This window comes from Pseudoalteromonas sp. 1_2015MBL_MicDiv (assembly GCF_002407505.1).
Classification (GTDB): Bacteria; Pseudomonadota; Gammaproteobacteria; order Enterobacterales; family Alteromonadaceae; genus Pseudoalteromonas; species Pseudoalteromonas fuliginea.
This window is the reverse complement of record NZ_CP012737.1, coordinates 1,100,136-1,126,403: the sequence shown is the minus strand read 5'-3', so window position 1 is coordinate 1,126,403 and position 26,268 is coordinate 1,100,136. Positions and strand designations below refer to the sequence as shown.

The following is a 26,268-nucleotide window of genomic DNA, read 5'->3' as shown; positions in this document are numbered from 1 at the left end:
GATAAATCAAAGCCCTAACTTGCGTAAAAGTGTTAATAGCGAGTTAACTTGACTTTGCAAAATAAGTGAACCATAACTGTACATAGACTGTATAAAAATAAACCAACCAAAACAATGATACGTTCCTTTATGGAGTAAATACTATGATACTAAACCATCTTTGGGGAATCTATGCTCATCCCCTAGAAGAGTGGCAAACAATCGATAACCGCCACGAAAGTTTAACCTACAGCTTGTCACATATTTTATTAATTGCTCTGTTCCCCTCAATAATGGGCTACTACTCGTCTGTTTATTTAGGATGGAGTATAGGCGCAGGTGATGCGGTATTTTTAACACACGATAGTGCACTGCTAATTGCAGGCGCGATGTATTTTGCTTTAATAGCGGGCGTATTCGCATTGGCGTATTTAGCCCATTGGATGGCGGTTACATTTGGCTCTAAGCCTACATTTACACAAACACTTGAACTTGCAGCATATACTGCAACTCCAGTGTTTATGTCGGCACTCGCCGCTTTTTGGCCTGTACTTTGGTTTGTAGTGTGTGTTGGAATTATTGCACTGGCTTACTCGGTTTATTTACTCTACACCGGCGTACCAATACTTATGCATATCCCAGAAGAGCGTGGCTTTATTTACGCCAGCTCGGTAGTAACGTGTGGATTAATATTACTGGTTATTATTTTAGCTGTAACAGCTATGCTTTGGACAAATGGGATTGTTAGCCCAATGTTTACTTAATAAAGTTTACCTAATAGAGAGTCGTGTTTGATAGAAATGTTCCCTTTCTTTCCTTCGCAAAAAAGGAGCTAATTAGCTCCTTTTTTTATGTGTAACGACTTTTTATTAACTACCTATTAATCAGCTTCGTTTTCGTCTTGGTTGTGTATCTCTAAACCTGAAGACATCGCACTTTCGCGGGTGCTTTTTGCAGAATCGTTACGTAGCTTATCAATACGATTTAAATAGTTTTGATCAATATCGCCAGTAATATATTGGCCATCAAATACTGACGTTTCAAACTTAGTAATTTCAGGGTTTTCTTGGCTAACCGCAGCAATTAAATCTTTTAACGATTGAAAGATTAAACCGTCAGAACCAATACTTGCATTAATATCTTCTACTTCACGTCCGTGAGCAATAAGCTCAGCTGCAGAAGGCATATCAATACCGTACACATTAGGGAAGCGTATTTCAGGCGCTGCTGATGCAAAGTAAACGTTTTTAGCGCCAGACTCTCGGGCCATTTCAACAATTTGTGCTGATGTTGTACCACGCACAATTGAGTCATCAACCAATAATACGTTTTTACCTTTAAACTCACGATCAATTGCATTTAGCTTTTGACGTACTGACTTTTTACGCATCTCTTGACCAGGCATGATAAACGTACGACCAATATAACGGTTTTTAACAAAGCCTTGGCGGTATGGTAAATCAAGCACACGTGCGATTTCCAGTGCTACATCACATGACGTTTCTGGGATTGGGATAACGACATCAATATCTTTGTCAGCCCACTCACGTGCAATTTTTTCGCCGAGTTTAGTCCCCATGTTTACGCGTGTTGCATACACAGACATACGGTCTATTGTTGAATCAGGACGTGCAAAATAAACGAATTCAAAAATACATGGCGAGTAAGATGCCTTATCAGCACAACTAAGCGAATGAAATTCACCTTCTTCTGTAACATATATAGCTTCGCCAGGCGCAACATCACGAATAAACTCAAAGCCATCAGGCTTTAACGCAACGCTCTCTGAGGCAAACATGTATTCCGTACCCTTTTCGGTTTCGCGTTTACCAAATACAAGTGGGCGAATACCATTGGGGTCGCGAAAAGCAACAATACCGTGACCGATGATCATAGCAATTGTTGCATAACCACCGCTTACTTTATTATTTACTTCGGTTACCGCAGTAAAAATATCTTCAGGGTCTAAATGCAACTTATCAGATTTGCTTAATTCATGTGCCATAACATTAAGTAAAATTTCAGAGTCTGATGTTGTATTAACATGACGACGTGCTTCTGAGAATAACTGCTCTTTTAAAGTTTCTGCATTAGTAAGGTTACCATTATGGGCAAGCGCTATACCAAATGGTGAGTTAACATAAAAAGGCTGTGCTTCAGATGAGCTTGAAGATCCTGCGGTAGGATAACGCACATGGCCAAGACCAATTGTACCTTGTAATCGTTTCATATGACGAGTGTGAAAGGCATCTTTCACTAAGCCATTTGCTTTGCGTAAGCTAAACGTATTATTCTCAATGGTAATGATACCCGCGGCGTCTTGACCACGGTGCTGCAAAACAGTTAAGCCATCATAGATCGCCTGGTTAACAGGAGATGTTCCGACTATTCCAACGATACCACACATGTAATTTATCCTCGCCGATTAACGGTTTACTGAATTTAAAAAGCTCGAGTTGTTTTCTAGGTACGAAAAGAACCATTCAACAACAAAGCCAAATTCTGGAATCAAAATAGAATTGCCCCACCAGTGCGTATTGGGTGCACCAGTAAAAGCATCAAGAAAGAAGAGTAACGCGCTCACGACCAACACGCCTCGTAGAGCACCAAACACTATGCCAAAAACACGGTCGGTACCCGATAAACCAGTACGATGTACTAGCTCACCTAAAATATAGTTTAGTAAACCGCCTAACAGTAGCGTCGCAAAGAATAATATGGCTATGGCCGCAGCATTTCTTAAAAGGGGTTCAGAAATGGTTGTTAGAAAGGAAGCTAAATATTGGTAAAACAAGCTAGAGATGATAAAGGCGCCAGCCCATACCGCTAATGACATTGCTTCTTTTACAAAGCCGCGTATTAAACCGATGATGGTAGACAGTGCAATGATGCCAATAATGGCGTAATCAACCCAGATCATAAGAACCAATTAGTCGCTAATTTGGGGCGCATTCTATACCCAAACATCGTTAGTATGCAAGTTTAAACGGGAGAATACTGGGTTGTAGTCAATACAAAAAATTAACATTTTAGAATGGGTATTGCGGGCGAGTGATAATCATAAAAACAAATATTAATAAATAAAAAAGGCTTGTTATACAAGCCTTTTTTATAATTATTTTGTTACTTCGTATTGCGTAACTTTACCATTTAATTTAGTAAGCTTTTTAAGCTGGGGGAGCTGCTTTTGTAATTCACTTTTATCAAGTGAAGGGCCAACAAATACTTTGGTTAATGTCCCATTTGGGGTTTTAATCGGTTTAGTAAACGTTTTAAACCCTTCAACCTTTAGTTTAGCTTGTAATGCTTTTACGTTTGCAACATGTGAAAAACTACCTAATTGAATAACATAAGCCATACTCGTTAGGTTTTCATCACTTTTACGCGGTGCAATCGGTTTTGGTTTAGCTTGAACAGGAGTCGTTGGTTTTGCTTTAGGCTCTATGCTTGCTTCAACGACTTTATCCTCTACAGCATAATCACTTTCCACTATTGCATTTTGCTGCTCAAAAGCCTCATCATCAGCTTGAATATCTTCGATTTCATCTTGCTTTAGTGGCTCTGCGTTAGCAACATTTTCATCAATTGACTCTTGAAGATCGATTGTTTTGAACTCAGGGCGATCAGGAATCGCTTTAAAGCCTTCTTTATAATGCACTTTTTCGCCATCGAGTATATTAGGGATAAACACAATTGCTGCGATCACCACTATACTTGTTCCGACTAAGCGATTAATAAAACTTGAGTTCACCGACATCCTCTCTATTTTTTAAAGTAATTAATAGCGCCGGCCACAGTAAAAAAAGAACCAAATACAATCAACATAGTATCACGTTGTTGTTTTGGTAAAATTACACTTAGTGCCTGTGCCACACTATCATAGCTATTGATAGTATTATGATGAGACAATTCCTGCAGTGCATTTTGTAAATTACTTGCAGTGTCGCCTCGCGGGCTACTTAAGCTCGCTAACGACCACTCATCGACCAGGTTGCTTACTTCTTTAAGTACACCGACTTTGTCTTTATCAGCAAGCATAGCGACTAATGCATGAATTTTAAAGCCTTTATCTTTATAGCTTGATAACTTATTGGCTAAATAACGCGCCGACTCAGGGTTATGTGCCACATCTGTAAAGACTAAAGGCTCAGTACTTAACTGCTGAAACCGCCCTTCTACAACTAAATTAGCTAGGCAATCTCTTATTATCTGCACACTAGGTAATAAGTTTAAAACACTTAGCGCAGTTAGCGCAGTGGCTGCATTTTGACACGGTATTGCTGGCTTATCTATTTCAAGATTATGCTGTTTATATTGCCAATTAAAGCTCTCAGCATTTTCTTTGAAAATAAAGTCACTGCCCGACAACGTCATATTGGCATTAATTTCCTTGCCATAATCAGTCATTGTGTGAGGAATATTTAAATCCCCGATAATAGCGGGCGTATTTTCACGAAAAATACCGGCTTTATCATAAGCCACCAACTCACGGGTATCACCTAAATACTCTTTATGGTCTAAGTCTATAGTGGTAATCACACTTGCATACGGCGTTACTATATTTGTAGCGTCAAAGCGCCCACCTAAACCAACCTCAAGTAATACATAATCGACGTTACAGCGTTTAAAAATTGCCAATGCCCCCAAAGTACCATATTCAAAATAAGTCAGAGGAGTGTCTTTACGGCCTTGCTCAAGCTGGTGAAAAGCATCTATATGAAATTGGTCTGCCAATTCTTCCCCATTAACTCGTACACGCTCGTTATAACGAATTAAATGTGGAGATGCGTAAGTACCCACGCTAAAACCTTGCGCTAGTAATAGCGACTCTAAGCAACGTGCAGTGGTGCCCTTACCATTTGTACCGGCAATAAGAATAATTTTACTTGGAATGTTTAAAAGGCCAATATTGTTGGCAACATTAGCAACTCGTTCTAAGCCCATTGCAATGTTAGCAGGGTGAACACTTTCTAAATAAAAAAGCCAATCATCAAGGCTTGATGATTGGCTAGGAATTGTTTTTGTCATAGCGTGTAATCAGTAAAGCTGAAATTTACGCTACTCTATGCTCTTGTTCCGTAGAAGGCAAGTTCATAAATTTAGCTAAAATGCGTGCAAGGGTATCGCGCATTTCACGGCGGTCAATAATCATGTCAATTGCACCGTGTTCTAGCAAAAATTCACTACGCTGAAAACCTTCAGGTAATGTTTCGCGAACAGTTTGCTCAATAACACGAGGACCCGCAAAACCAATTAACGCTTTAGGTTCTGCAACGTTAATATCGCCCAGCATAGCAAGTGATGCAGATACACCACCCATTGTTGGGTCAGTCATTACTGAAATAAACGGAAGGCCTTTTTCAGTCATTTTTGCAAGCGCAGCACTTGTTTTAGCCATTTGCATAAGCGACATAAGCGCTTCTTGCATACGTGCTCCGCCTGATGCAGAAAAACAGATAAGCGGCATATTGTGCTCTAAACATTGATCAACAGCATCAACAAAACGAGCACCAACAACCGAAGCCATTGAACCACCCATAAATGAGAACTCAAATGCTACCGCTGCCACTGGAATACCTTTTAATCGGCCTTTCATCGCCACAAGTGCATCTTTTTCACCACTTGCTTTTTGGGCTGCACTGATACGGTCAGAGTACTTTTTAGAATCTTTAAACTTAAGAATATCTTTAGGCTCATGTTGTGTACCAAGCTCTTGACGATCACCTTCATCTAAAAAGTGCTCTAGGCGCTTACGGCCACTAACACGCATGTGGTGGTCACACTTAGGACATACGTTTAATGACTTTTCTAATTCAGCTTTATATAAAATTGAATCACACGATGTACACTTAGCCCAAACACCTTCTGGGATTTCTTTACGACCTGATGATTTTGTCGTTTTAGGTAAGATTTTTTCTAGCCAACTCATTTGCAACTCTCTTAATACTGTTCTGTGTCGCGAGCCTGCTAATAGCAATTAGCAGACAAATTTTTTCAATTAAAACATGAATTACACTAACGCGGTATAAAAAACTGGTCTTAGTAGTTAAAAGTGCTCATAAAAAGCACTTATACTAACCTTAATTAAACATCTATATCCGGCAAAAATAAAGGGCCTAAAGGTGTTTGAGGAATATCAAATTGCTCAGGGTAGTCAACATCCACTAAATACAAACCAGCAGCCTTAGCGGTAGCACTGGCCTTTGCGCGTTCTTTACAATCAAGTAGCTCTTTTATCCATATAGGTTGGTGTTTATGTAAACCAACATCCATTAAACTGCCTGTGATATTACGCACCATGTGATGTAAAAACGCATTCGCTTTAATATCAATAATAACGTAAGTACCTTGGCGACGTACCGATAAATGATGAATTGTTCTTGTCGGTGTATTCGCTTGACAATGAATGGCCCTAAAAGAAGTAAAGTCATGTTTGCCAATTAAATACTGACACGCTTCCTGCATTTTGGTTTCATCTAGTTGATGATGGAAATGCGTAACGCCTTCATTTAGTACAGCTCCTCGTAAAGGCGAGTTATAAATAATATAACGATAACGACGTGCTGTAGCACTAAAACGAGCGTGAAAATCATCTGCAACGGGTTGAGCAAAACGAATAGCAATATCTTTAGGCATTAAAGTATTCATACCTAGTGTAAATGCAACCATATCGCGATCGGCCTCAGTGTCAAAGTGTATTACTTGGCCTGTACCGTGTACACCCGCATCTGTACGACCCGCACATATAACTTCAACTGGATGATTACAAATGCGCGACAGCGCCTTTTCTACTTCTTGCTGTACGCTATTTACATGAGATTGACGTTGCCAACCACTATAACGTGCGCCGTTGTATTCAACTCCAAGTGCTACTCGCATAATTACTGCTTTACCTACTGTGCTAATGAACGAGGCATTTTATGCTATCTAACGATGCAATAAAAGGAGACCTGTCGTAATCAAACCAATACACATAAAAAAACCCGTATTTAGCTAAGCCAGATACGGGTTCTTAGAAACATTTTAATTATTTTAGTTTAGCTTTTAAACTAAGCGCCTCTTCTTGAACTTCTTCAGGACCTTTGTTAATAACATCCTCAATGACTTTAAGCGCAGAATCAAAATCATCAATTTCAATATAAGCACGCGCTAAATCTAATTTAGCTGAGTAGCCACCACTTTCAGCATCAACATCCGTCGGATTATCACCGGCAAGTAACGCGTCAAATTCACTCAAGCCAACATCCATATTAACGTCGTTGTATGGTTCGCGTTCAATTTCTGCGTCGTCACTTTCTTCTAATAATGAATCAATATCTACAAATTCATCATTATCAAGTTGCTCAACATTGTTACTTTGGACAAGCGGTTCTTCAACAACTAACGCCTCATCAACTCCTAAGTCTTCTTTTAGCAAACTGTCAAAATCAACGTCAAACTCACTACTATCTTCAACACTTAATTCTTCTGGTTCAGCTAATTCGTTAAGTAATGAATCAAAATCAGTTTCCGTTAGCTCAGCCATAAACTCATCATCAAGCTCATCATCTGATGCTATATCACTGCTATTAAATAACTCAGTTCGGGTTATTTCAGCTTCACGGTCGGCATTCGTTTGCTCACCAGCGAGCTCATTAGAAAGCGCTTCATCTGGGTTTTCCGAAATCATAGTTTCAGAGCCTGCGGTGCTTTCTAATTCAGCATCAAGTTCCGTAAAATCATTATCAAGTAACAGCTCGTCGTCAAAATCATCATCCAAGTTATTTAAATCGTTTCCAGCTGAGAGCGCATTCATTAAGTCTTGTTCGGTTTGACTCGGTAATGAATGCGTTGGTTCGTCATCTAAATTTACCGATAATTCATCGCTATCAGCATCATCCTCTACATTAAGAGTTTCATCTATTTCAGCGCTTGAATTATTTTGTGGCTCAGCATCAATTGCTAAATCTGTATCAAGCTGCGCAGAATCATTATCGAGTAATAATTCGTCGTCCGGCTCTAAAGTTTGAGTTTCTTCAAGCTTGGGAGTTTCAGGTTCATTAACCGTACTAGCATCATCTAAATTTATCGGTAATTCATCGCTATCTGTATCAAGCTCCGTAAAGTCATTATCAAGCAATAATTCATCGTCAAAATCATCATCTAAGCTATTTAAATCATTTTCAGCTGAGAGCGCATTCATTAAGTCTTGTTCGGTTTGGCTCGGTAATGAATGTGTTGGTTCGTCATCTGAATTTACCGATAACTCATCGTTATCCTCTACATTAAGAGTTTCATCTATTTCAGCGCTTGAATTATTTTGTGGCTCAGCATCAATTGCTAAATCTGTATCAAGCTGAGCAGAATCATTATCGAGTAATAATTCGTCGTCCGGCTCTGTAGGTTGAGTTTCTTCAAGCTCGGGAGTTTCAGATTCATTAACCGAAATACCAGCATCTGAATTTATCGGTAATTCATCGCTATCTTCTACATTAAGAGCTTCATCTATTTCAGCGTTTGAATTATTTTGAGGTTCAGCATCAATTGCTAAATCTGTATCAAGCTGAGCAGAATCATTATCTAAATTTACCGATAACTCATCGTTGTCTTCTACATTAAGAGCTTCATCTATTTCAGCGTTTGAATTATTTTGAGGTTCAGCATCAATTGCTAAATCTGTATCAAGCTGAGCAGAATCATTATCGATTAATAATTCGTCGTCCGGCTCTAAAGGTTGAGTTTCTTTAAGCTCGGGAGTTTCAGATTCATTAACCGAAATATCAGCATCTGAATTTACCGATAACTCATCGTTATCCTCTACATTAAGAGTTTCATCTATTTCAGCGCTTGAATTATTTTGTGGCTCAGCATCAATTGCTAAATCTGTATCAAGCTGAGCAGAATCATTATCGAGTAATAATTCGTCGTCCGGCTCTGTAGGTTGAGTTTCTTCAAGCTCGGGAGTTTCAGATTCATTAACCGTAATAGCATCATCTAAATTTATCGGTAATTCATCGCTATCTGTATCAAGCTCCGTAAAGTCATTATCAAGCAATAATTCATCGTCAAAATCATCATCTAAGCTATTTAAATCATTTTCAGTTGAAAGTGCATTCGCTAAATTTTGCTCTGTTTGACTCGGTAATGAGGGCTTTGGTTCGTCATTTAAATTTAGTGATAATTCATCATCATTGATTAGATCTGTATCAAGCTCAGTAAAATCATTATCAAGTAACAATTCGTCGTCAGGTTCTAAAGGTTGAGTTTTTTCAAGCTCTGGAATTTCAGATTCATTAACCGTAATATCATCATCTAAGCTTATCGGTAATTCATCGTTATCGAATTCGTTAAGATTTTCATCTATTTGACTGTTTTGTAGTTCAGCATCAATTGCTAGATCTTTATCAAGTTCAGTAAAGTCATTATCGAGTAACCGCTCATCGTCTAAATCATCCTCGAGGCTATCTAAATCGCTTCCTTGCGCAAGTGCACTCGCTAAATCTTGTTCAGTTTGACTTGCTATAACTTGTTTAGTCTCAGATTTTAAATCAATATCTTGCGTAGACTCAACATCTTGTTCATCAGTAGCACCTGAGTAAGGTTCGTCTATATCTAATTCAGTATATTCGTCTGAATTTTCATCACTCACTACCATATTGGTATCTGAATGTTCAGGTAATCGATTTGTGCTTGCATCATCTGCTAATGGATCATCACCTAAATCAATTTCAACTTCTTCAATATCATTATCTAAATCTTCTAAAGACCACTCTGGCGTTTCAATATAATCATCTTCTACTTGCTGTAACTCATTTAATAGTTCATCAACACTTTTTAGTTCGTCATCATTGTATTCTTCTAGTGCATCTTCTGGATCAAGTAAGGTCTCTGAAGTATCTGAAAAATCATCTAGGTCTGCCGCAAGTTCAGGCTCTTCTACAAGTTCAGGTTCTTCTAAAAGCGCAGGCTCTTCTTCAAGTTCAGGCTCTTCTTCAAGTTCAGGCTCTTCTACAAGTTCAGGCTCTTCTACAAGTTCAGTCTCTTCTTCAAGTTCAGGCTCTTGTTCAAGTTCAGGCTCTTCTTCAAGTTCAGGCTCTTGTTCAAGTTCAGGCTCTTCTGCAAGCTCAGGCTCTTCTTCAAGTTCAGGCTCTTCTTCAAGTTCAGGCTCTTCTGCAAGTTCAGGCTCTTCTGCAAGCTCAGGCTCTTCTTCAAGTTCAGGCTCTTCTACAAGTTCAGGCTCTTCAATTAATGTAGATGCTAGAGACTCTACATCAGCAACATTTAATTCTTCCTGCGCTTCGGCTAAATCATCGGCAGAATCGGCTAATGCCACATTAATATCAGAGTCACGCTTTTCAGTCTCAGCTTCTTCATCTGCGGATTCATCAATTAAACTATCAATACCATCTAAATCAAAATCATCATTTTCTTCGACTAACGCATCAGCAGCACTGTCATCCCCAGCGTCATCAATTAAACTATCAATATCATCTAAATCAAAATCATCACTTTCTTCGACTAACGCATCAGCAGCACTGTCATCCGCAGCGTCATCAATTAAACTATCAATATCGTCTAAATCAAAATCATCTTTTTCTTCGACTAACGCATCAGGCGCACTTTCATCCGCAGCGTCATCAATTAAACTATCAATATCGTCTAAATCGAAGTCGTCACTTTCTTCGACTAAGGCTTCATCAACGCTATCGTCTGTAGCCTGGTCAATTAAGCTATCAATGTCGTCTAAATCAAAATCATCTTTTTCTTCGGCTAACGCATCAGGTGCAATGTCATCCGCAGCGTCATCAATTAAACTATCAATATCATCTAAATCAAAATCATCACTTTCTTCGACTAAGACTTCATCAACGCTATCGTCTGTAGCTTGATCAATTAAGCTATCAATATCGTCTAAATCAAAATCATCTTTTTCACTTGAAAGACTATCTTCTGTATTATCTAAATCTGATTCAGTATTTGTTTGATCTAATAAGTCATCAATATCAAAATCATCATCTTCAGCGAGTTCTTCGCTAAGCGCGGCCATTTCATCATTCGATTCTAGGCTATTATCTTCTTCTATATCGTTTGTTTGTGGTGAGTCAAACTCCGATAAGCCATCATCTTCATTAAATAAACTATCTAAATCATCATTACTTAAAATATCATCACTATTTGATGATTCTAGTGGCGAATCTAAATCAATATCACCTTCTGGGCTATCATCAGGTGATTTATCGAAATCTTGTTGCATGAAAATATCAAGTTCATCGTCTTCAATATTTTCATCGTCAAAAACAATATCATCGCTTAATAAACTTTCTAATTCATCCTGATCAAGTAGGCTATCAGACTCAGTAAAGTCCTCTAGGCTGTCATCAAAAGCAATATCATCATCCGGTAATGGGGTATCATCGTCCGGTAAGATATCATTTTCTAAACTATCATCTAGCTGAATACTTAAGTCATCAAGTGGTTCCGGGACGATAGGGTCTTCAATATTTTGAGTATCTAAATCGTCATCGTTTGCGTAGGTAGGTGTTTGTGGTAAAAAATCATCGTCGCTTTGGACATCATCTTTACTAGCCCGCTTGCGTAAGAACATCACAACAGCAAAAACAATCAATAAGCCAGGAATAACCATCAATAATCCAAGAACAAAAGGATTAGATAAAAAAGATCCCAGATCAAATTCAGCTTCTGGCTCTATTTTCTCAGCCTTTTGCTGTTCTATCATTTCATTTTGTTTAATTATTAGTTCTTTTAACTGTTGCTGTATTTCACTGTCTTGACCGAGCTGCATACGCACATTTTCAAGCTCTTTGGAGATGCCCGTAAGCTGTTTTTTTAAATTATTATTTTCAACTAAAATTTCTTCTACGTTATCAACTGAACTTTTAAATTGTTGTTGAAGCTCAACTAACTTACTAGTTTGATCTGTTTTAATTTCTTTAATTTCTTTTTGTAATTCTTTTTTTGCGTCATCTACATCAACTTTACGAGCTTGAGTAACTTGAGTTTGAGCTGAATTAATTTCACTTTGCGTAAGCGTACCGTTTTTTTTCTTTTCCCATAACGCATCATCTTGTTCAGAACGTTGTTTAGCGAGTTGTGTATTAACATTTCTAATTTCAGCTAGAGTAGGAATTTTTAAATAGGCACCACTTTGCATGTGGTTAAGGTTTTGCTCTAAAAATGAATTAGGATTTTTGTTATACAAAGCCTGCATAACTTGATAAATGCTAACCGAGTTGTCCGGGCGTACCTTAGCCGCTATACGCCAAAGCGTATCCGTCGGTTTTATTGGCCCAATAGATCGCCCTTGCGCACCATAGTCAGCGCCCTTTGGCCCCTTTAACTGGGTACTGTCTTGAGAGTAAACTGATGTTACTATCAATGCAGACGCTAATATAATAAGTGTAGCTAAACCGCGCATGCTGATCCTTTAATGTTTAAATGTTAACGCAGCACCGAGAAAGTTAAGTGCATAAACATTGATTAATCTTGCTTTTATCAGTCAAATGACTGATTCACATTTGTTATTACAATCTATTTTTGTTGCAAGCTCTATTCCAATTACAAACTATAAACCAGTTCAGGAGTAATATCCATTGCAACACATTGAAAATAAATACCTAAAAACATTATTAATAATATAAATTTATCGAGGATTATCAGTAGGTTTATATACTTCGTGAGATAAGTGGCAAAAAAATGGCGGTAACCCGAATAAAAAGCGGCAAACAATTGGTGCTTACCGCTTCTAAACTAATCGTTAGTTATAAAATATTACATGTAATTAGCAATAAGTTCTTCTGCAATTTGTATACTGTTAGTTGCAGCGCCTTTACGCGTGTTGTCACTTACAACCCACATATTTAAACCATGAGGGTGCGAGATATCAGCTCGTAAACGACCAATATAAACAGTGTCATTTCCACTTGCATCAGATACTGCCGTTGGATAATCACCTTCATCGTCAATCAACTCAACACCAGGGGCATCTTTTAAAAGTTGCTTAACATGCTCAAAGTCATAAGGCATACGCGTTTCAATATTAATTGATTCAGAATGTCCAAAAAATACAGGCACACGTACGCATGTAGGATTTACAGCAATAGTCGTATCACCCAAAATTTTATGGGTTTCATTTACCATTTTCATTTCTTCGCGTGTGTAGCCGTTCTCTTCAAAGCTATCAATTTGAGGAATAACGTTAAATGCTATTTGCTTTGGAAAAACTTTATTATCCATAGGACGAGCATTCATTAAATTAGCAGTTTGTTTTGCAAGTTCATCAACCGCTTCTTTACCTGCGCCCGATACAGCTTGGTAAGTAGATACATTGATACGGTCTATTCCGTAAGCATCATAAATTGGTTTAAGTGCTAGCATCATCTGAATAGTTGAACAGTTAGGGTTAGCGATAATATTACGATTTCTAAAATCAGCTAGGCTTGAAGCATTAACTTCTGGCACTACTAATGGGATTTCAAAATCATTTCTAAAGTGTGATGTATTATCAATTACAATACAACCGGCGTCTGCTGCAATAGGTGCATATTTTTCAGATACACTGCCACCAGCAGAAAACAAACCTATGTGCGCTTGGCTAAAGTCAAAGCCTTCAACGTCTAATACTTCAATGGTCTCACCACGAAACTTTATATCTTCACCCGCGCTGCGGCTGCTAGCAAGTAAAAAAAGCTGATCAACAGGAAACTTACGATCTGCTAGCGTTTCAATGATTTGACGGCCTACTAAACCAGTAGCGCCAAGTACGGCAACGTTATATTTTTGCGACATATTTCTTCCTCTATAAACGACATTAAAACAACATCGTTAGTTAAATAACTATTTAGCTATGGTAAAACCAAGTTGACTAAGTGCAGCTAGTTGTGAGCTATCACCTTGTATCGACAAGGTGCTAAATTCTCGTCTTACCGGATAGTTTTTTCGTAAACTATCAAAACCATCACTTTCTAAATGGCGAAGTAAAATACCATCATCACGGCGAACGTCGTAAATTAAATGCACTAAACAGGCAACATCCTGCTCATTGAAGTTTGGCGTAATAACCGCTTGTGTAATAGCTGGAGTAGGTAAAAAGTCATTCAACGATTTACTCGCATCGACACTTTTCAGTTCACACAGTTTTTGATACAGCATTTGTGTACCACGAGCTTTGCCTTCAAGCGTATGACCCGCAATATGCACACTGGCGTAGCGAACATGTTCTAGTAATTCAGTTAAAATATTGGGCTCTTTTTCCCATACATCAAGCACTAAATCCAGATCAGCTCCCGCTTCCATTACCTCAAGCAACGCTTGGTTATCAATTACATCGCCTCGGCTTGCATTAATCAGCGTAAGCCCTGGCTTAAGTGCTTTTAATCGCTCTTTACCCATCATGTGCAGCGTTTTATGCTCGCCACTTTTAACAAGGGGAACGTGAAAAGTAACAACATCTGATCTTGCTAATAACTCATCAAGCGCTATGTGATCTTGTAGTAAGCCTTGTTCGTGCTTAATTGGATCGCATAACAGTACATCAACATCTAGTGCTTTTAATTTTTCAGCTAAACACGTACCAATGTTGCCCATCCCGACGATACCTATTGTTTGACCACACAATGGGCGCGCATTTTCTTGGCTTAATGCAAATAAGCTACTAATTACATATTCAGCTACCGCAACGGCATTACAACCAGGCGCGCTAGTAAAAGCGATATCTCTATCATGCAGTAATTGCGTATCAATATGGTCAATGCCAATTGTGGCTGTACCCACAAAGCTAAGCTTATTAGCTTGTGACAACAGCTCATAATTAACATTGGTCACTGAACGAGTAAGGAGTACATCTACATCAATTAATTGTTCAGGGGTTAATTTACGACCATCAAAACGCTCAACCTCACCAAAGTCTGCAAAGTACTGCTCAACTAAAGGCATATTTTGATCGGCAAGAATTTTCATTACAGAGTCCGTTTGGCAATTAAGAGGCGCTATTGTAGCGAACAACCTAGCCTTTACACAAACTAAAAAGCGAGGGCTTGTTGACCTTTCAGGATTAAAATTTGCTCGTTCTATGGGCAATTTAATTGCGGCATGAGGTTGTAACTTAGTGGGCTAAGTAAAAATCGAGCAAAGCTTCCGCCCCTTATCTACACCCATTTAGGCAACAAAGAGTAAATTCCCCCTAGGGCTAACGCAAGGACAATGTATGTTTAACCTCGAAAATAAACAGGATCTAGTCAGTTCATTTTTGAAAAAAATCACCTTTAAAGGATCATATTAAGCTTTTGGATTACCGGTCAATTTAGAGAGGATTTATCACAGTATTATATTTTTAACCTGTGAGCTTAATAACGACACCGCTGTATATTTAATTTCTAAAGATAAATATATGTTGAAGTAACTCCCTAAAAAAAATGCAGCTCATCTAAACGAGCTGCATTTAATCAAAAGTAACTTTGAAGGATTACTTTATTATTTTATCTTCGTTTACTTCAACAACCTCAGGCGAGGCTTCTGTAGCATCTTCTTGCGTAACTTCAACGTCCGCTTTAACCGCAATCGCTGCATCCACAGTTGCTTGCTCACCAGCTATATCGGCTTGTAAAACAGTGTAAAAAGTAGCACTAGAGCTTGCCATTGTTACCAGTGATTCACATGGTGCAAAGTTAGCATCGCTGTTAGCTAATGTAGACATATCAGAGCTTATTTTACTTGCGCCTAATTTATCCATATAGCTAAACGGGCCACCTAAAAATGGTGGAAAACCAATACCAAATATTGCACCGATATCGCCATCACGTGGGCTGGCAATAATGCCATCATCTAAACAGCGTACTGCTTCGTTAAGCATTTGCGATACACAACGCTTAGCAATTTCGCTCTTGTTTAAACGTGGAGCCGGGGTAACACCCAATAGTTCGTAAACTGACTCATCAACCTTTTTGCCTTTTTTATCGTATTCATAAAAACCACGACCAGACTTACGGCCAAGGCGTTTTGAATCAATCATACGCATAAATGCATCAGGGCCTTTAAAACGCTCGCCTAATTCTTTTTCAAGAATTGGGGCAATTTTAGAGCCAATATCAATACCTACTTCATCAAGTAGAGCCAGCGGGCCTACCGGAAAACCGAACTCAACAAGCGCTGCATCAATCTTTTCAATTGGCTCGCCTGCAAGCATCAAATTAGCAGCTTCGTTTAAGTAAGGCGCTAAAATACGGTTGACGTAAAAACCGGCCATGTCTTTTACAACAATTGGCGTTTTACCTTGCTTACGTGCAAAGTTAACAACGCGGGCAATTGTTTCTTGAGACGTACCTTCGTGTGGAATAATTTCCACTAATGGCATTTTTTCCACTGGTGAAAAGTAATGCAAGCCAATGACATTTTCAGGACGTGCTGCCTGCGCTGCAATTTGCGATATTGGTAATGATGACGTGTTACTTGCAAAAATTGTATTTGCTTGGCATTGCTGCTCTACGTCTGCAACCATACCTTGCTTAAGTGCAAGATCTTCAAACACCGCTTCTATTACTAAATCAATGTATTTAAAGCCACTGTAGTCAGTTGTACCTGTAATACGGTTCATCGTTAACTGCACATCAGCTTTAGACATAATACGACGCTTAAGACGCTTATCTAAAATTTTATAGGTGTAGCTCATTGCATTACTAATGCCCTGCTCTGCTACATCTTTAATACGTACCGGTACTTTAGCTTTAACAGCACTTACGTGCGCAATGCCTGCGCCCATTAGTCCACCACCTAAAACAGCAGTTTTGCTTATTGCGGGTGCGTCATCATTGCGCCACTCTTTTTTCATTTCAGTGGTTGCAAAGAAAATACCGCGAAGCGCTTTAGATTCGTCACTCATTACAAGTGTTGCAAAGCTTTCAGCTTCTGTTTTATACGCTTTTAGCTCATCAAGCTCTACACTAGCTCGCACTGCTTTAATAATAGCTAGTGGTGCTGGGTAGTGCCCGCCCGTTTTTTTAAGTACGTTTTCTTTGGCTTTTTTAAAGATAAAGTTACGACCAAACGGGTTTGACTCTAATAATTTACTAATATTGTCGAGCTTTGGCTCTTTTGCTTGTGGCTTTTTCTTAGTCGCAAATTCTTTTGCAACTTTTAGCAGCACACTGTGCGGTACGCAATCATCAAGCACGCCTGCTTTTTTAGCTTGCGTAGGACGAATTTGTTTACCGGTTAGCATCCACTCAAGTGCTTTTTGAATGCCGACAATTTTAGTTAAACGCTGGGTACCGCCGCCACCAGGTAGTAAACCAAGTTGCACTTCTGGTAGGCCAATTTTTGTTAAATCACTGTCGGTACCAATACGGTAATCACACGCTAAAGCAAACTCTAAACCACCACCTAATGCAGCACCATGAATTGCACTAACTGTTGTGTATGGCAGCTTTGTCATATCAAAAAATGCTTGATGACATAGCTCGCTAATAGCTAAAGCATCTTCACGCTTTTGAACGCTATCGAGCATTTTTACATCGGCGCCAGCAATAAAGTTATCGCTTTTTCCGCTTATAAATACCATGCCCTTTACATTTTGCGACTTAGCGTCTTCTAGTAATGCTTTTAAATCATCGGCAAAACTACTGCGCAGGGTATTCATTTTCTCACCCGGTACATCAATAGTCACAATGGCGATTTTGTTTTCATCTACCGCTAAATTAAATACTGAATCAGTCATTACGCGCTCTCCAATACAAAGGCTGCACCTAAACCACCAGCAGCACACGCTGTTGTTAATGCCAAACCGCCACCACGACGTTTAAGCTCGTGTAAGCTTTGCGTAATTAAGCGTGCACCTGTTGCTGCAAATGGGTGACCATATGCTAAAGAGCCGCCGTTAACGTTAAACTTATCCATGTTAATTTCGCCAATTGCTTTGCTGCGACCTAAATGCTCTTGTGCAAATTTGTCTGAGGCAAACATTTTCATATTGGCAAGTGTTTGCGATGCAAACGCTTCGTGCATTTCAATTAAATCTAAATCAGCAAGCGTAATACCCGCTCTATCTAGTGCAATAGGCGTTGAATGAGCAGGGCCCATTAACATATCTTTTTCTACACCAATTGCCGAAAATGCAAAGCTACGTACGTAACCTAGTATTTCGTAGCCAAGTGCTTTTGCTTTGCTTTCGCTCATCATAAGTACAGCCGCTGCACCATCAGTTAATGGTGTTGCATTTGCGGCGGTAACAGTACCGTGCTGACGGTCAAAAACAGGCTTAAGCTTTGCGTAGCCTTCAACCGTTGAGTTTTTACGAATGTTATTATCTTCTTCAATAAAGCTTTTATATGGCGGTAAATGCGCCGTCATTACTTCGTCTTTTAACTTTCCATCAGCCCATGCTTGCGTTGCAAGTGAGTGAGAACGATGCGCTAATGCATCTTGATCTTCACGGCTAATATTATGTGTTTTAGCCATTTGCTCAGCAGTTTGCCCCATTGAAAGGCCTGTTGAATACTCTGCTACAGCAGGTGGCACTGGTAATAAGTCTTTTAAACGCAGTTTTGAAAATATTTTTAAGCGTTGACCAAGCGTACGCGCTTTATTTAAATCAACTAAGCTGCCTGCTAGCTTTTTACTAACACCAATTGGCAGTACTGATGACGAGTCTGCGCCGCCTGCAATACCTACACTTACAGAACCCGCCATAATAGACTCAGCTACATTAGCAATAGCCTGAAAGCTGGTAGCACATGCGCGCGATACAGAATATGCATCAACCGATACCGGCATACCTGTGCCCAATACAATTTCACGTGCAATATTTGGCGCTTCTGGCATTTGTACTACTTGACCAAATACAAGTTGATCAATTTCTGACTTATTGAAATTTAATCGTTCAAGCATTTCGTTAACCACCAATTTACCCATATCAAGTGCTGGTACATGGTGAAACGCTGTTGCTTGTTTTGCAAAAGGTGTACGTAAGCCGCTAACGATGGCAATACGGTCGCCCTTTGGTGTTTTTAGTATGTTTTGCTCAGACATTTATGCTCTCCCGCTGACAGGTCTGACCTGTTTGTTTTCCTCGATTCTAAACAACCCGTGCCCTAAAGCCAATAGATAAACACAAATTTATATAAACAGTGTTTAATTACGATTATCACAATAGGCTTTTTTAGACGCATTTACAAAGTTTTGTGGTACGCTAAAAATCGTTAAGAAATAACGAACTATTTTAAAAAATACAGTCTAACCCTTGAGTTACTCAATTATAAACCTTATAAATTAGGTCAGTATTTATCACCTAGCACTATTAGGTACAAACCCAGCTGACGAGGACAGTCCACTTATTATGGCAGCTAACGCATTTTCACAATTAAAAACGTACTTAGATACACAAATCATTGGCCAGCCAGAGCTTACACAAGCGCTACTTATTGCTATTTTAGCTGATGGTCACTTATTAGTAGAAGGCCCTCCTGGGCTTGCAAAAACACGTGCAGTTAATGCACTTGCTAAAGGCATTGAAGGCTCATTTCAGCGCGTACAGTTTACGCCAGATTTATTACCAGCTGATGTAACAGGTACCGATATTTACCGCCAACAAACTAGCGAGTTTGTATTTGAAAAAGGCCCTCTTTTTCATAACTTAATTTTAGCTGACGAAATTAACCGTGCACCAGCAAAAGTACAATCAGCACTATTAGAAGCCATGGCAGAGCGACAAGTTACCGTGGGTAAAAATACCTATCCGCTTAGCGAACTGTTTTTAGTTATGGCAACGCAAAACCCGCTAGAGCAAGAAGGGACTTACCCGTTACCAGAAGCCCAGCTGGATCGCTTTTTACTGCACCTAAGTATTGACTACCCTGGCGCAGAGCATGAGCTTGATATACTGCGTTTAACACGTGGCGAAGCGCTTAACGAGCAACAACCAGTAATGCAAAAAATTAGTCAAAGCGATTTATTTGCAGCCCGAAAAGAAATATTAGGCCTTTATTTAGCAGAGCCCCTTGAGCAATATTTAGTACAACTTATTATTGCCACTCGTGAAGGCGCTAAATTAGACGCACAACTTGGTAGCTGGATTGAGTTTGGTGCAAGCCCGCGTGCAACAATAGCACTTGATAAATGTGCTCGTGCTCATGCATGGCTTCAAGGCCGTGATTTTGTAGCACCTGATGATATTCAAGCTGTTGTGCATAACGTACTGCGTCATCGCATTATTTTAAGTTACGAAGCCCAAGCCGATGGCATTACTAAAGATCAAGTAATAAGCCGTATAGTTGAACTTGTAGCCGTACCATAAGTTATGCAAAAACAATTAGAATCCCAAGCATGGCTCAAACAGAGCCATAGCCACGGTGTTAATTTAGCACTCAAAGAGCTGATGTATTACAAAGCCAAAGCGCAATTGCTTGAACTTGCTCCTAAGGTAAAAATAAAAAATACCTTAACAGGGCAATACCTTGCACCGCACAAAGGCCGAGGAATGGAATTTGCCGAAGTGCGACATTATCAGCAAGGTGACGATATTCGCTCTATTGATTGGCGAGTCACTGCGCGTACCGGCGAGACTCACACAAAGCTCTTTCAAGAAGAAAAAGAGCGCCCTGTGTTTGTATTTACTGATTTTTCAAACTCAATGCTGTTTGGCTCAAAGTTACTATTAAAGTCGGTGCAAGCGGCGCACATAAGCGCCCTTGTTGCATGGTCGGCGTGTCAGCGCGGCGACAGAATTGGCGGTATTGTGTTTAATCAGCACTCGCATTTGGAGCTAAAGCCCAGCGCCCGTGAAAAAGCCGTGCTTAAGCTTTGTCATAATTTATGCGACAACCACCAGCAAGCGCACCACAATATTGATAAAACAGCCACTAACAACTTTAGCGATAACCTAAAGCGCCTTAATCATTTAGCAAAACCAGGCAGCTTAGTGTATTTGGTGTCTGATTTTAATGCTCTCGATGATGCCAGCTTTAAGCAACTCGAAATATTAAGCCGTCACTGCGAGCTTATTGGTTGCCACATAAGCGATCCGTTTGAGCATCAGTTACCTGCGTTTAAGCAAGCTGTCACCGTTAATGCAAATGGTCAAGACTTTGCCCTACCATTAATGGATAACAACTTTAGAGAACGCTTTGCTAAAAATGCTGAGCAAGCATTTAGTACGCGCTTTAATCGCTTAACTAAATCGGGTCTTAATTTAATATCATTCAATGCAGCAACACCGCTTGAGCTGCAATTAGTGAGAAAATAACCATGCAAACCAATCCACTCGATGGCCTGCACGATATAATAGCGCCAAGCCAAGTTAATTGGTGGCCACTCGCCCCTGCTTGGTGGGTTATTATTGCACTGCTGTTTTTAGCACTGTGCGCAGCTATTTATATATTTTACAAAAAACATAAATTTAAAAAGCCTAAACGCTACGCAATACAATTGAGCCAAAGTGAGCAAAGCCCTCAGCAACTGCATATTATTTTAAAACGTTTAGTGATTGAATATTACGACAAGCGACTTGCTGCGCAATCTACCTCTAAATGGTGCACAACACTTAATACACTCACCGGTTTAAGCTTTACAGAACAAGAAATACTAAGCTTGTATAACCCCAGCCAAAAAGATACAACACTGTGCAATAAATTTCGCCAAGGTATTAAGCAATTTAAAATAAAGGAGTCAGTAAATGTTTGAATTTAGCTGGCCATGGTTATTTTTATTACTACCTTTGCCTTTATTACTTTTACTATTAAAACCCGCGGCAAGTAATGCCAGTACCCGTTTACGTATACCCAGTTTTGCAAAGCACAATTTAACCAGCCAAAGCATCGAGCCACACGCACGACGCTTAAATCCTTTTGAGTGGGTAATTTGGTTATTACTTGTTACTGCTGCTGCTAATCCAACATGGTTAGATGAGCCAATCTCATTACCAAATGAAGGTCGCGATATAATGTTAGCGGTCGATTTATCAGGCTCGATGACCGAACAAGACATGGCTTACAATGGCCAATATGTTGACCGCCTTACCATGGTAAAAGCTGTACTCAGTGATTTTATAGAGCAGCGCCAAGGTGACAGGCTTGGGCTGATATTATTTGGCGATACCGCGTTTTTACAAACCCCGCTCACGCGCGACGTTAAAACAGTAAGTAAAATGCTCAGCGAAGCCCAAATTGGTTTAGTGGGGCGCGCAACAGCCATTGGTGATGCATTGGGTCTTTCGGTAAAACGCTTTGCCAATAAAGATGAAAGTAACCGAATTGTGGTGCTATTAACCGACGGACAAAACACCGCTGGTAATTTAAACCCAGAAGATGCCCTACTGCTAGCTCGCGAAGAAGGTATTAAAGTGTACACCATTGGTGTTGGCTCAGATAATCCGCGCGGCTTTAGTCTCTTTAATGTGGGTGGCTCTAGTGGCAGTAATTTAGATGAAAGCTTACTTAAAAAGATTGCCGAGCAAACTGGCGGATTATACTTTAGAGCCAAAGATGTAGCTGGCCTTCAACAAATTTACGCAGAGCTTGATAAGCTTGAACCTATTAGCGCTGATGAACAAACATTTCGCCCACAAAGCTCATTATTTTACTACCCGTTACTTATCGCTATTTTACTTATTAGCTTAAAAGTAATGCTTAGTACACTGCGTGCATTAAAGGAGCCAAACTAATGGATTTTGAATTTATTCGCCCCGCTCTTTTATGGTTACTCATACCTGCTGCGGCATTATTTTTTGTTGCCTTAATTAAGCATAAAAAAACGACTAGTGAGCAGCTAATTGCACCTCATTTAGCACAATTTATAATGAGCGAAGCAAATACTAAAGCCAGCCAGCCACTTTGGTTAGTTGCTTTGTTTTGCAGCCTTGGCATTTTATTTAGTGCTGGGCCTAGTTTTGAGAAAAAACAAGTTCCTGTATTTCAAAGTAAAAGTGCCCGTGTAATTGTTATGGATATGTCGTACTCAATGTACAGCACCGACATTTTGCCAAATCGTTTAATGCAATCACGCTTTAAAGCGCTTGATATGATTGAGCTATTTAAAGAAGGTGATACCGCGCTTGTAGCTTACGCAGGCACGGCCTATGTAATTTCACCACTAACAAACGATGCCACAACACTCAGTAATTTAATTCCAAGCTTAAGCCCTGAAATAATGCCAGACAAAGGCTCAAACGTTTTAGCGGGTCTTGATATGGCCAAAGAGCTATTAACGCAAGCGGGTTATATTGATGGCGACATTATTTTAGTGACAGACGGTATTGACCAACAAGAACAAAGCGACGTGAGTAGCTTTACCAGTAACACCCAATATAGATTAAATATATATGGTGTAGGTACCGCTCAAGGCGCACCAATTAAGTTACCTGAAGGCGGATTTTTGAAAGACAGATACGGCCAAATTGTAGTACCTACAATTAATGCCTCTCAGCTTAAAAATTTAGCATCAAGCAGCGGCGGTAAATTTGCTAGTTACCAACCTAGCAACAACGACATAAATACGTTTGCCCCAAATGCACAGAGTGAATTATTGAAAGACGAAAAACAAAGCCACGCGCTTTGGCGAATAGATGCAGGTATTTACGGACTCTTGTTATTACTGCCATTTGGCTTGTATTTATTTAGACGCGCTGCCTTGTTGGGGGCTTTTTTAGCTTTTGGTTTTTTACCGCAGCAAAATGCGTATGCCGTAGAGCTCCCTACTCTTTTGCAAAATGCAGATCAACGTGCATTAGAGGCTTACAATAATAAAGAATACGATGCAGCAACACAGGCGCAATCGAGTGAGTTAAAAGGCGCGGCGCTTTACCAGCAAGGTAATTTTGATGCTGCACTTAATGAGTTTAGTAATGATAAGTCGGCTACCGGTTTATACAACTACGGTAATGCCCTTGCCAAAGCTGGTAAACTTGAGGACGCAATTGAAGCGTACAAACAAGCCCAAACCTTACAAGATGACTTTACGCAAGCAGCCGATAACCAAGCCTTAGTTGAGCAATTACTAAATCAACAAGAGCAACAAAACCAGCAAGATCAGCAAAGCGACGGCGACGACTCTCAAGACCAAGATGAGAGTCAGAAAAAAGATGAGCAAAACCAAGGGCAGAATTCTGATGAGTCAAAACAGGATCAGCAACAAAATGGTGATAAAAGCGATTCTGAAAAAGGCGAAAACGAAAGTCAAAGCTCAAGCGATGAAAAATCAGATAAAGAATCTGAACAATCAAAAGATCAACAAGGTGAGCCTGGCGAGCAATCAGATAAGCAAAATGAGCCTGATATGCAAGCCCAGCCACAAAGCGAACAAGGGCAAAATAAAGAAGCTGACCAGCCTAAAGAGGATGAGGATGAGCAGCAACAAAGTAAGCCACAAGCAATGAGTGAGCAACCTGCCACTGATGAGCAAAAACAAAGTGCTCAGCAACAAGCGATGCAAGCCCAAGCAAGTGAGCTCACTAATGAAGAAAAAGAAAAAGCACAACAGCTTAATCAACTACTTAGAAAAGTCCCGGACGATCCGGCTATTTTATTACGGAATAAAATGCAATTAGAAGCCCAAAAAAGACAATATAAACGTCGCCCTACAGGAGTCGAAAAATCATGGTAATGCGATTATTTTGCTGTTTATTGCTATTAAGTGCGATGCCTTCGTGGGCTGCCACCAAATTAGAAGCCAGCGTAGATAAAAACCCTGTATTAGCGGGTGAATTTTTTATGCTTAATATATCGGTAGACGATACAGTTAAAGGCGAGCAACCAGACACCTCATCGCTGTTAAAAGACTTTGTTGTAGGCCCGACGAGCTTAAGCTCTCGTACCAACATTATTAATGGCAGCATTAATAAACAAACTACGTGGTCAGTTAAACTAATGACCCGTACAGAGGGTGATTACACGATTCCGGCATTTAGCGTTGCAGGGTTAACCTCACAACCTATTAAGTTAAAAGTGGCAAAACGCTCAGTTGATGCAGATAAAAATAACGAAATATTTTTAAAAACGTCGCTCTCGAGTAATTCATTATTTGTGCAAGAAGCCGGTGTTTACACTGTTAAGCTCTACCTTGCCAAAGAACTGCTTGATGGCAGCTTAAGCACACCGAGTATGGAAGATGCTCAGCTAACCCAATTAGGTAAACAAACTGAGAGTTATGAGCTAGTTAATGGCAAACGCTACCTTGTTATTACTCGTGAGTATTTAATTCAGCCACAAAAAAGTGGTGCCTACACGATTGCAGGCCCCGCTTTTCAAGGGCGAGTACAGCAAAATTACCGCCAACTGGAGGTATCTGCTCTTGGCGATGATCAGCAAGTAGAAATAAAACCAATCCCGAGTGACTATAAAGGCGCATGGTTACCAAGCGAATTGGTTAACCTTGATGAAGAATGGCAACCTAACGACAACACAATAGAAGTAGGTACGCCTATAACTCGTACTATTACACTTACCGCGCTTGGCGTTACAAAAGAGCAATTACCTGAAATCTCTATGCCTACTATTGATGGCATACGCAGCTATCCTGATAAAAAAGAAAATAACAATGCAGTGCGAGACGGACGCGTTGTGTCGCAGCAAACGGCATCATATGCCTTACTGCCGCAAAAACCAGGTACTTATACTTTGCCTGAAATAAAGCTGCCTTGGTTTAATACCAAAATGAACCGTATTAGCTTAGCCACATTACCAAAGCGTACTATTACAGTAACGCCAAGTACTACCGCGCCTAATACAGCCATAGCAAACCCACAACCCAGCACAAATAATTCACCTACTCTTGAAAATATTTCGAATCAAGCAACTGGCACACAACCTATTGAAACTAAAAGTGATACTCCTCTTTGGTTAATAGTTGTTGCCGCTTTAGGGTATATTTTATGGATTGGTACTGTAATTTTTTACTTAATAAGCCGTTCTACTAAAAATACGACTGAAAAATTACAGCTAAACACCCGTGGTACTTCTCAGCCAAGCTTAAATGAGCTTAAAGCATTAGCCAAAACACACGATGTGAAAGCCTTTTACACCGCATTAAATAACTTTTCTGTAAAGGTGACCCATAAAAATGTTGGCGCGATTGATGAGCTCTGCATCCGCGTAAACAGCAGCGAGCTTAATGGTCTCATTAGCCAATTGCAGGCACAACTTTATAGTAATAAAGGCGCAAACACGGATCTTAATGCTATTATTAAAATTCTTGAGATCTATCAAACTCAGGCATCAAAGTCGCAACAAGCTGTATTAAAAGACCTTTATGATTAATAACTACGAACCTTAGGTCTTTTTTTGCAATAACTAATAATTTTTAATTAAAAAA

At 39.7% G+C, this 26,268-nt stretch carries 18 protein-coding genes; 7 read left to right on the top strand and 11 right to left on the bottom strand.

Annotated features, from left to right (window positions below; translation table 11 throughout):
* The first annotated feature begins 143 nt into the window (after positions 1-143).
* On the top strand, positions 144-743 hold the full coding sequence (locus AOR04_RS05040; protein WP_007376851.1) for a Yip1 family protein: 600 nt from the start codon (positions 144-146) through the stop codon (positions 741-743).
* 116 nt (positions 744-859) lie between these two features.
* On the opposite strand, the gene purF is transcribed toward AOR04_RS05040, so the two are convergent.
* The 11 genes from purF to fadI form a co-directional block, all read right to left on the bottom strand.
* Entirely contained in the window at positions 860-2,386 is a 1,527-nt protein-coding gene (gene purF, locus AOR04_RS05035; RefSeq protein ID WP_007376852.1) for an amidophosphoribosyltransferase, read from the bottom strand.
* A gap of 18 nt (positions 2,387-2,404) precedes the next feature.
* The gene (locus AOR04_RS05030; protein ID WP_007376853.1) at positions 2,405-2,899 is read right to left on the bottom strand and encodes a CvpA family protein; all 495 of its coding nucleotides are present in this window, start codon (positions 2,897-2,899) and stop codon (positions 2,405-2,407) included.
* Positions 2,900-3,094: 195 nt separating this feature from the next.
* Positions 3,095-3,730 (bottom strand): SPOR domain-containing protein, encoded by a 636-nt coding sequence (locus AOR04_RS05025; protein ID WP_007376854.1) that lies wholly within the window; start codon positions 3,728-3,730, stop codon positions 3,095-3,097.
* A gap of 11 nt (positions 3,731-3,741) precedes the next feature.
* Positions 3,742-5,007 carry a bifunctional tetrahydrofolate synthase/dihydrofolate synthase gene (gene folC / locus AOR04_RS05020; protein WP_096792690.1) on the bottom strand — a complete coding sequence of 422 codons (1,266 nt, stop codon included), beginning with the start codon at positions 5,005-5,007 and terminating at the stop codon, positions 3,742-3,744.
* A 25-nt stretch (positions 5,008-5,032) separates the two neighbouring features.
* Positions 5,033-5,908 carry an acetyl-CoA carboxylase, carboxyltransferase subunit beta gene (accD, locus tag AOR04_RS05015; protein WP_007376856.1) on the bottom strand — a complete coding sequence of 292 codons (876 nt, stop codon included), beginning with the start codon at positions 5,906-5,908 and terminating at the stop codon, positions 5,033-5,035.
* A gap of 155 nt (positions 5,909-6,063) precedes the next feature.
* Positions 6,064-6,858 (bottom strand): tRNA pseudouridine(38-40) synthase TruA, encoded by a 795-nt coding sequence (gene truA / locus AOR04_RS05010; protein WP_007376857.1) that lies wholly within the window; start codon positions 6,856-6,858, stop codon positions 6,064-6,066.
* A gap of 148 nt (positions 6,859-7,006) precedes the next feature.
* The gene (locus AOR04_RS05005) at positions 7,007-12,394 is read right to left on the bottom strand and encodes a FimV/HubP family polar landmark protein (protein ID WP_096792689.1); all 5,388 of its coding nucleotides are present in this window, start codon (positions 12,392-12,394) and stop codon (positions 7,007-7,009) included.
* Positions 12,395-12,747: 353 nt separating this feature from the next.
* Entirely contained in the window at positions 12,748-13,764 is a 1,017-nt protein-coding gene (locus AOR04_RS05000) for an aspartate-semialdehyde dehydrogenase (RefSeq protein ID WP_007377758.1), read from the bottom strand.
* Between the two features lie 48 nt (positions 13,765-13,812).
* Positions 13,813-14,934, bottom strand: a complete 1,122-nt coding sequence (locus tag AOR04_RS04995) for a 4-phosphoerythronate dehydrogenase (RefSeq protein WP_096792688.1) — start codon at positions 14,932-14,934, stop codon at positions 13,813-13,815.
* A gap of 505 nt (positions 14,935-15,439) precedes the next feature.
* Complete coding sequence (gene fadJ, locus AOR04_RS04990) at positions 15,440-17,686, bottom strand: fatty acid oxidation complex subunit alpha FadJ (RefSeq protein ID WP_096792687.1); 2,247 nt, start codon at positions 17,684-17,686, stop codon at positions 15,440-15,442.
* Positions 17,686-18,996 carry an acetyl-CoA C-acyltransferase FadI gene (fadI, locus tag AOR04_RS04985; RefSeq protein ID WP_008138643.1) on the bottom strand — a complete coding sequence of 437 codons (1,311 nt, stop codon included), beginning with the start codon at positions 18,994-18,996 and terminating at the stop codon, positions 17,686-17,688. Before fadI ends, fadJ begins: the two co-directional genes overlap by 1 nt.
* Before the next feature lie 307 nt (positions 18,997-19,303).
* Between fadI and AOR04_RS04980 the strand changes: the two genes are divergently transcribed.
* From AOR04_RS04980 to AOR04_RS04955, 6 genes are read left to right on the top strand one after another with little or no spacing between them, the layout of a single operon-like run.
* Positions 19,304-20,260 carry an AAA family ATPase gene (locus tag AOR04_RS04980; protein ID WP_007377762.1) on the top strand — a complete coding sequence of 319 codons (957 nt, stop codon included), beginning with the start codon at positions 19,304-19,306 and terminating at the stop codon, positions 20,258-20,260.
* Positions 20,261-20,263: 3 nt separating this feature from the next.
* Entirely contained in the window at positions 20,264-21,208 is a 945-nt protein-coding gene (locus AOR04_RS04975) for a DUF58 domain-containing protein (RefSeq protein ID WP_096792686.1), read from the top strand.
* Between the two features lie 2 nt (positions 21,209-21,210).
* Positions 21,211-21,645 (top strand): DUF4381 domain-containing protein, encoded by a 435-nt coding sequence (locus AOR04_RS04970; RefSeq protein ID WP_096792685.1) that lies wholly within the window; start codon positions 21,211-21,213, stop codon positions 21,643-21,645.
* Positions 21,638-22,624 carry a vWA domain-containing protein gene (locus tag AOR04_RS04965; protein ID WP_096792684.1) on the top strand — a complete coding sequence of 329 codons (987 nt, stop codon included), beginning with the start codon at positions 21,638-21,640 and terminating at the stop codon, positions 22,622-22,624. The genes AOR04_RS04970 and AOR04_RS04965 overlap by 8 nt, the downstream gene beginning before the upstream one ends.
* Positions 22,624-24,561 carry a VWA domain-containing protein gene (locus AOR04_RS04960; RefSeq protein ID WP_096792683.1) on the top strand — a complete coding sequence of 646 codons (1,938 nt, stop codon included), beginning with the start codon at positions 22,624-22,626 and terminating at the stop codon, positions 24,559-24,561. Before AOR04_RS04965 ends, AOR04_RS04960 begins: the two co-directional genes overlap by 1 nt.
* Positions 24,555-26,213 (top strand): BatD family protein, encoded by a 1,659-nt coding sequence (locus AOR04_RS04955; protein ID WP_096792682.1) that lies wholly within the window; start codon positions 24,555-24,557, stop codon positions 26,211-26,213. The genes AOR04_RS04960 and AOR04_RS04955 overlap by 7 nt, the downstream gene beginning before the upstream one ends.
* Positions 26,214-26,268 lie beyond the last annotated feature (55 nt).

Bases quoted from the DNA above. Each gene is read 5' to 3' on its own strand.
- AOR04_RS04995 (WP_096792688.1), bottom strand. From the start codon at position 14,934: ATGAAAATTCTTGCCGATCAAAATATGCCTTTAGTTGAGCAGTACTTT.
- AOR04_RS04965 (WP_096792684.1), top strand. From the start codon at position 21,638: ATGTTTGAATTTAGCTGGCCATGGTTATTTTTATTACTACCTTTGCCT.
- accD (WP_007376856.1), bottom strand. From the start codon at position 5,908: ATGAGTTGGCTAGAAAAAATCTTACCTAAAACGACAAAATCATCAGGT.
- fadI (WP_008138643.1), bottom strand. From the start codon at position 18,996: ATGTCTGAGCAAAACATACTAAAAACACCAAAGGGCGACCGTATTGCC.
- AOR04_RS04975 (WP_096792686.1), top strand. From the start codon at position 20,264: ATGCAAAAACAATTAGAATCCCAAGCATGGCTCAAACAGAGCCATAGC.
- AOR04_RS04960 (WP_096792683.1), top strand. From the start codon at position 22,624: ATGGATTTTGAATTTATTCGCCCCGCTCTTTTATGGTTACTCATACCT.
- AOR04_RS04980 (WP_007377762.1), top strand. From the start codon at position 19,304: ATGGCAGCTAACGCATTTTCACAATTAAAAACGTACTTAGATACACAA.
- AOR04_RS05040 (WP_007376851.1), top strand. From the start codon at position 144: ATGATACTAAACCATCTTTGGGGAATCTATGCTCATCCCCTAGAAGAG.
- truA (WP_007376857.1), bottom strand. From the start codon at position 6,858: ATGCGAGTAGCACTTGGAGTTGAATACAACGGCGCACGTTATAGTGGT.
- AOR04_RS04955 (WP_096792682.1), top strand. From the start codon at position 24,555: ATGGTAATGCGATTATTTTGCTGTTTATTGCTATTAAGTGCGATGCCT.
- AOR04_RS04970 (WP_096792685.1), top strand. From the start codon at position 21,211: ATGCAAACCAATCCACTCGATGGCCTGCACGATATAATAGCGCCAAGC.
- AOR04_RS05005 (WP_096792689.1), bottom strand. From the start codon at position 12,394: ATGCGCGGTTTAGCTACACTTATTATATTAGCGTCTGCATTGATAGTA.
- purF (WP_007376852.1), bottom strand. From the start codon at position 2,386: ATGTGTGGTATCGTTGGAATAGTCGGAACATCTCCTGTTAACCAGGCG.
- AOR04_RS05000 (WP_007377758.1), bottom strand. From the start codon at position 13,764: ATGTCGCAAAAATATAACGTTGCCGTACTTGGCGCTACTGGTTTAGTA.
- fadJ (WP_096792687.1), bottom strand. From the start codon at position 17,686: ATGACTGATTCAGTATTTAATTTAGCGGTAGATGAAAACAAAATCGCC.
- AOR04_RS05030 (WP_007376853.1), bottom strand. From the start codon at position 2,899: ATGATCTGGGTTGATTACGCCATTATTGGCATCATTGCACTGTCTACC.
- folC (WP_096792690.1), bottom strand. From the start codon at position 5,007: ATGACAAAAACAATTCCTAGCCAATCATCAAGCCTTGATGATTGGCTT.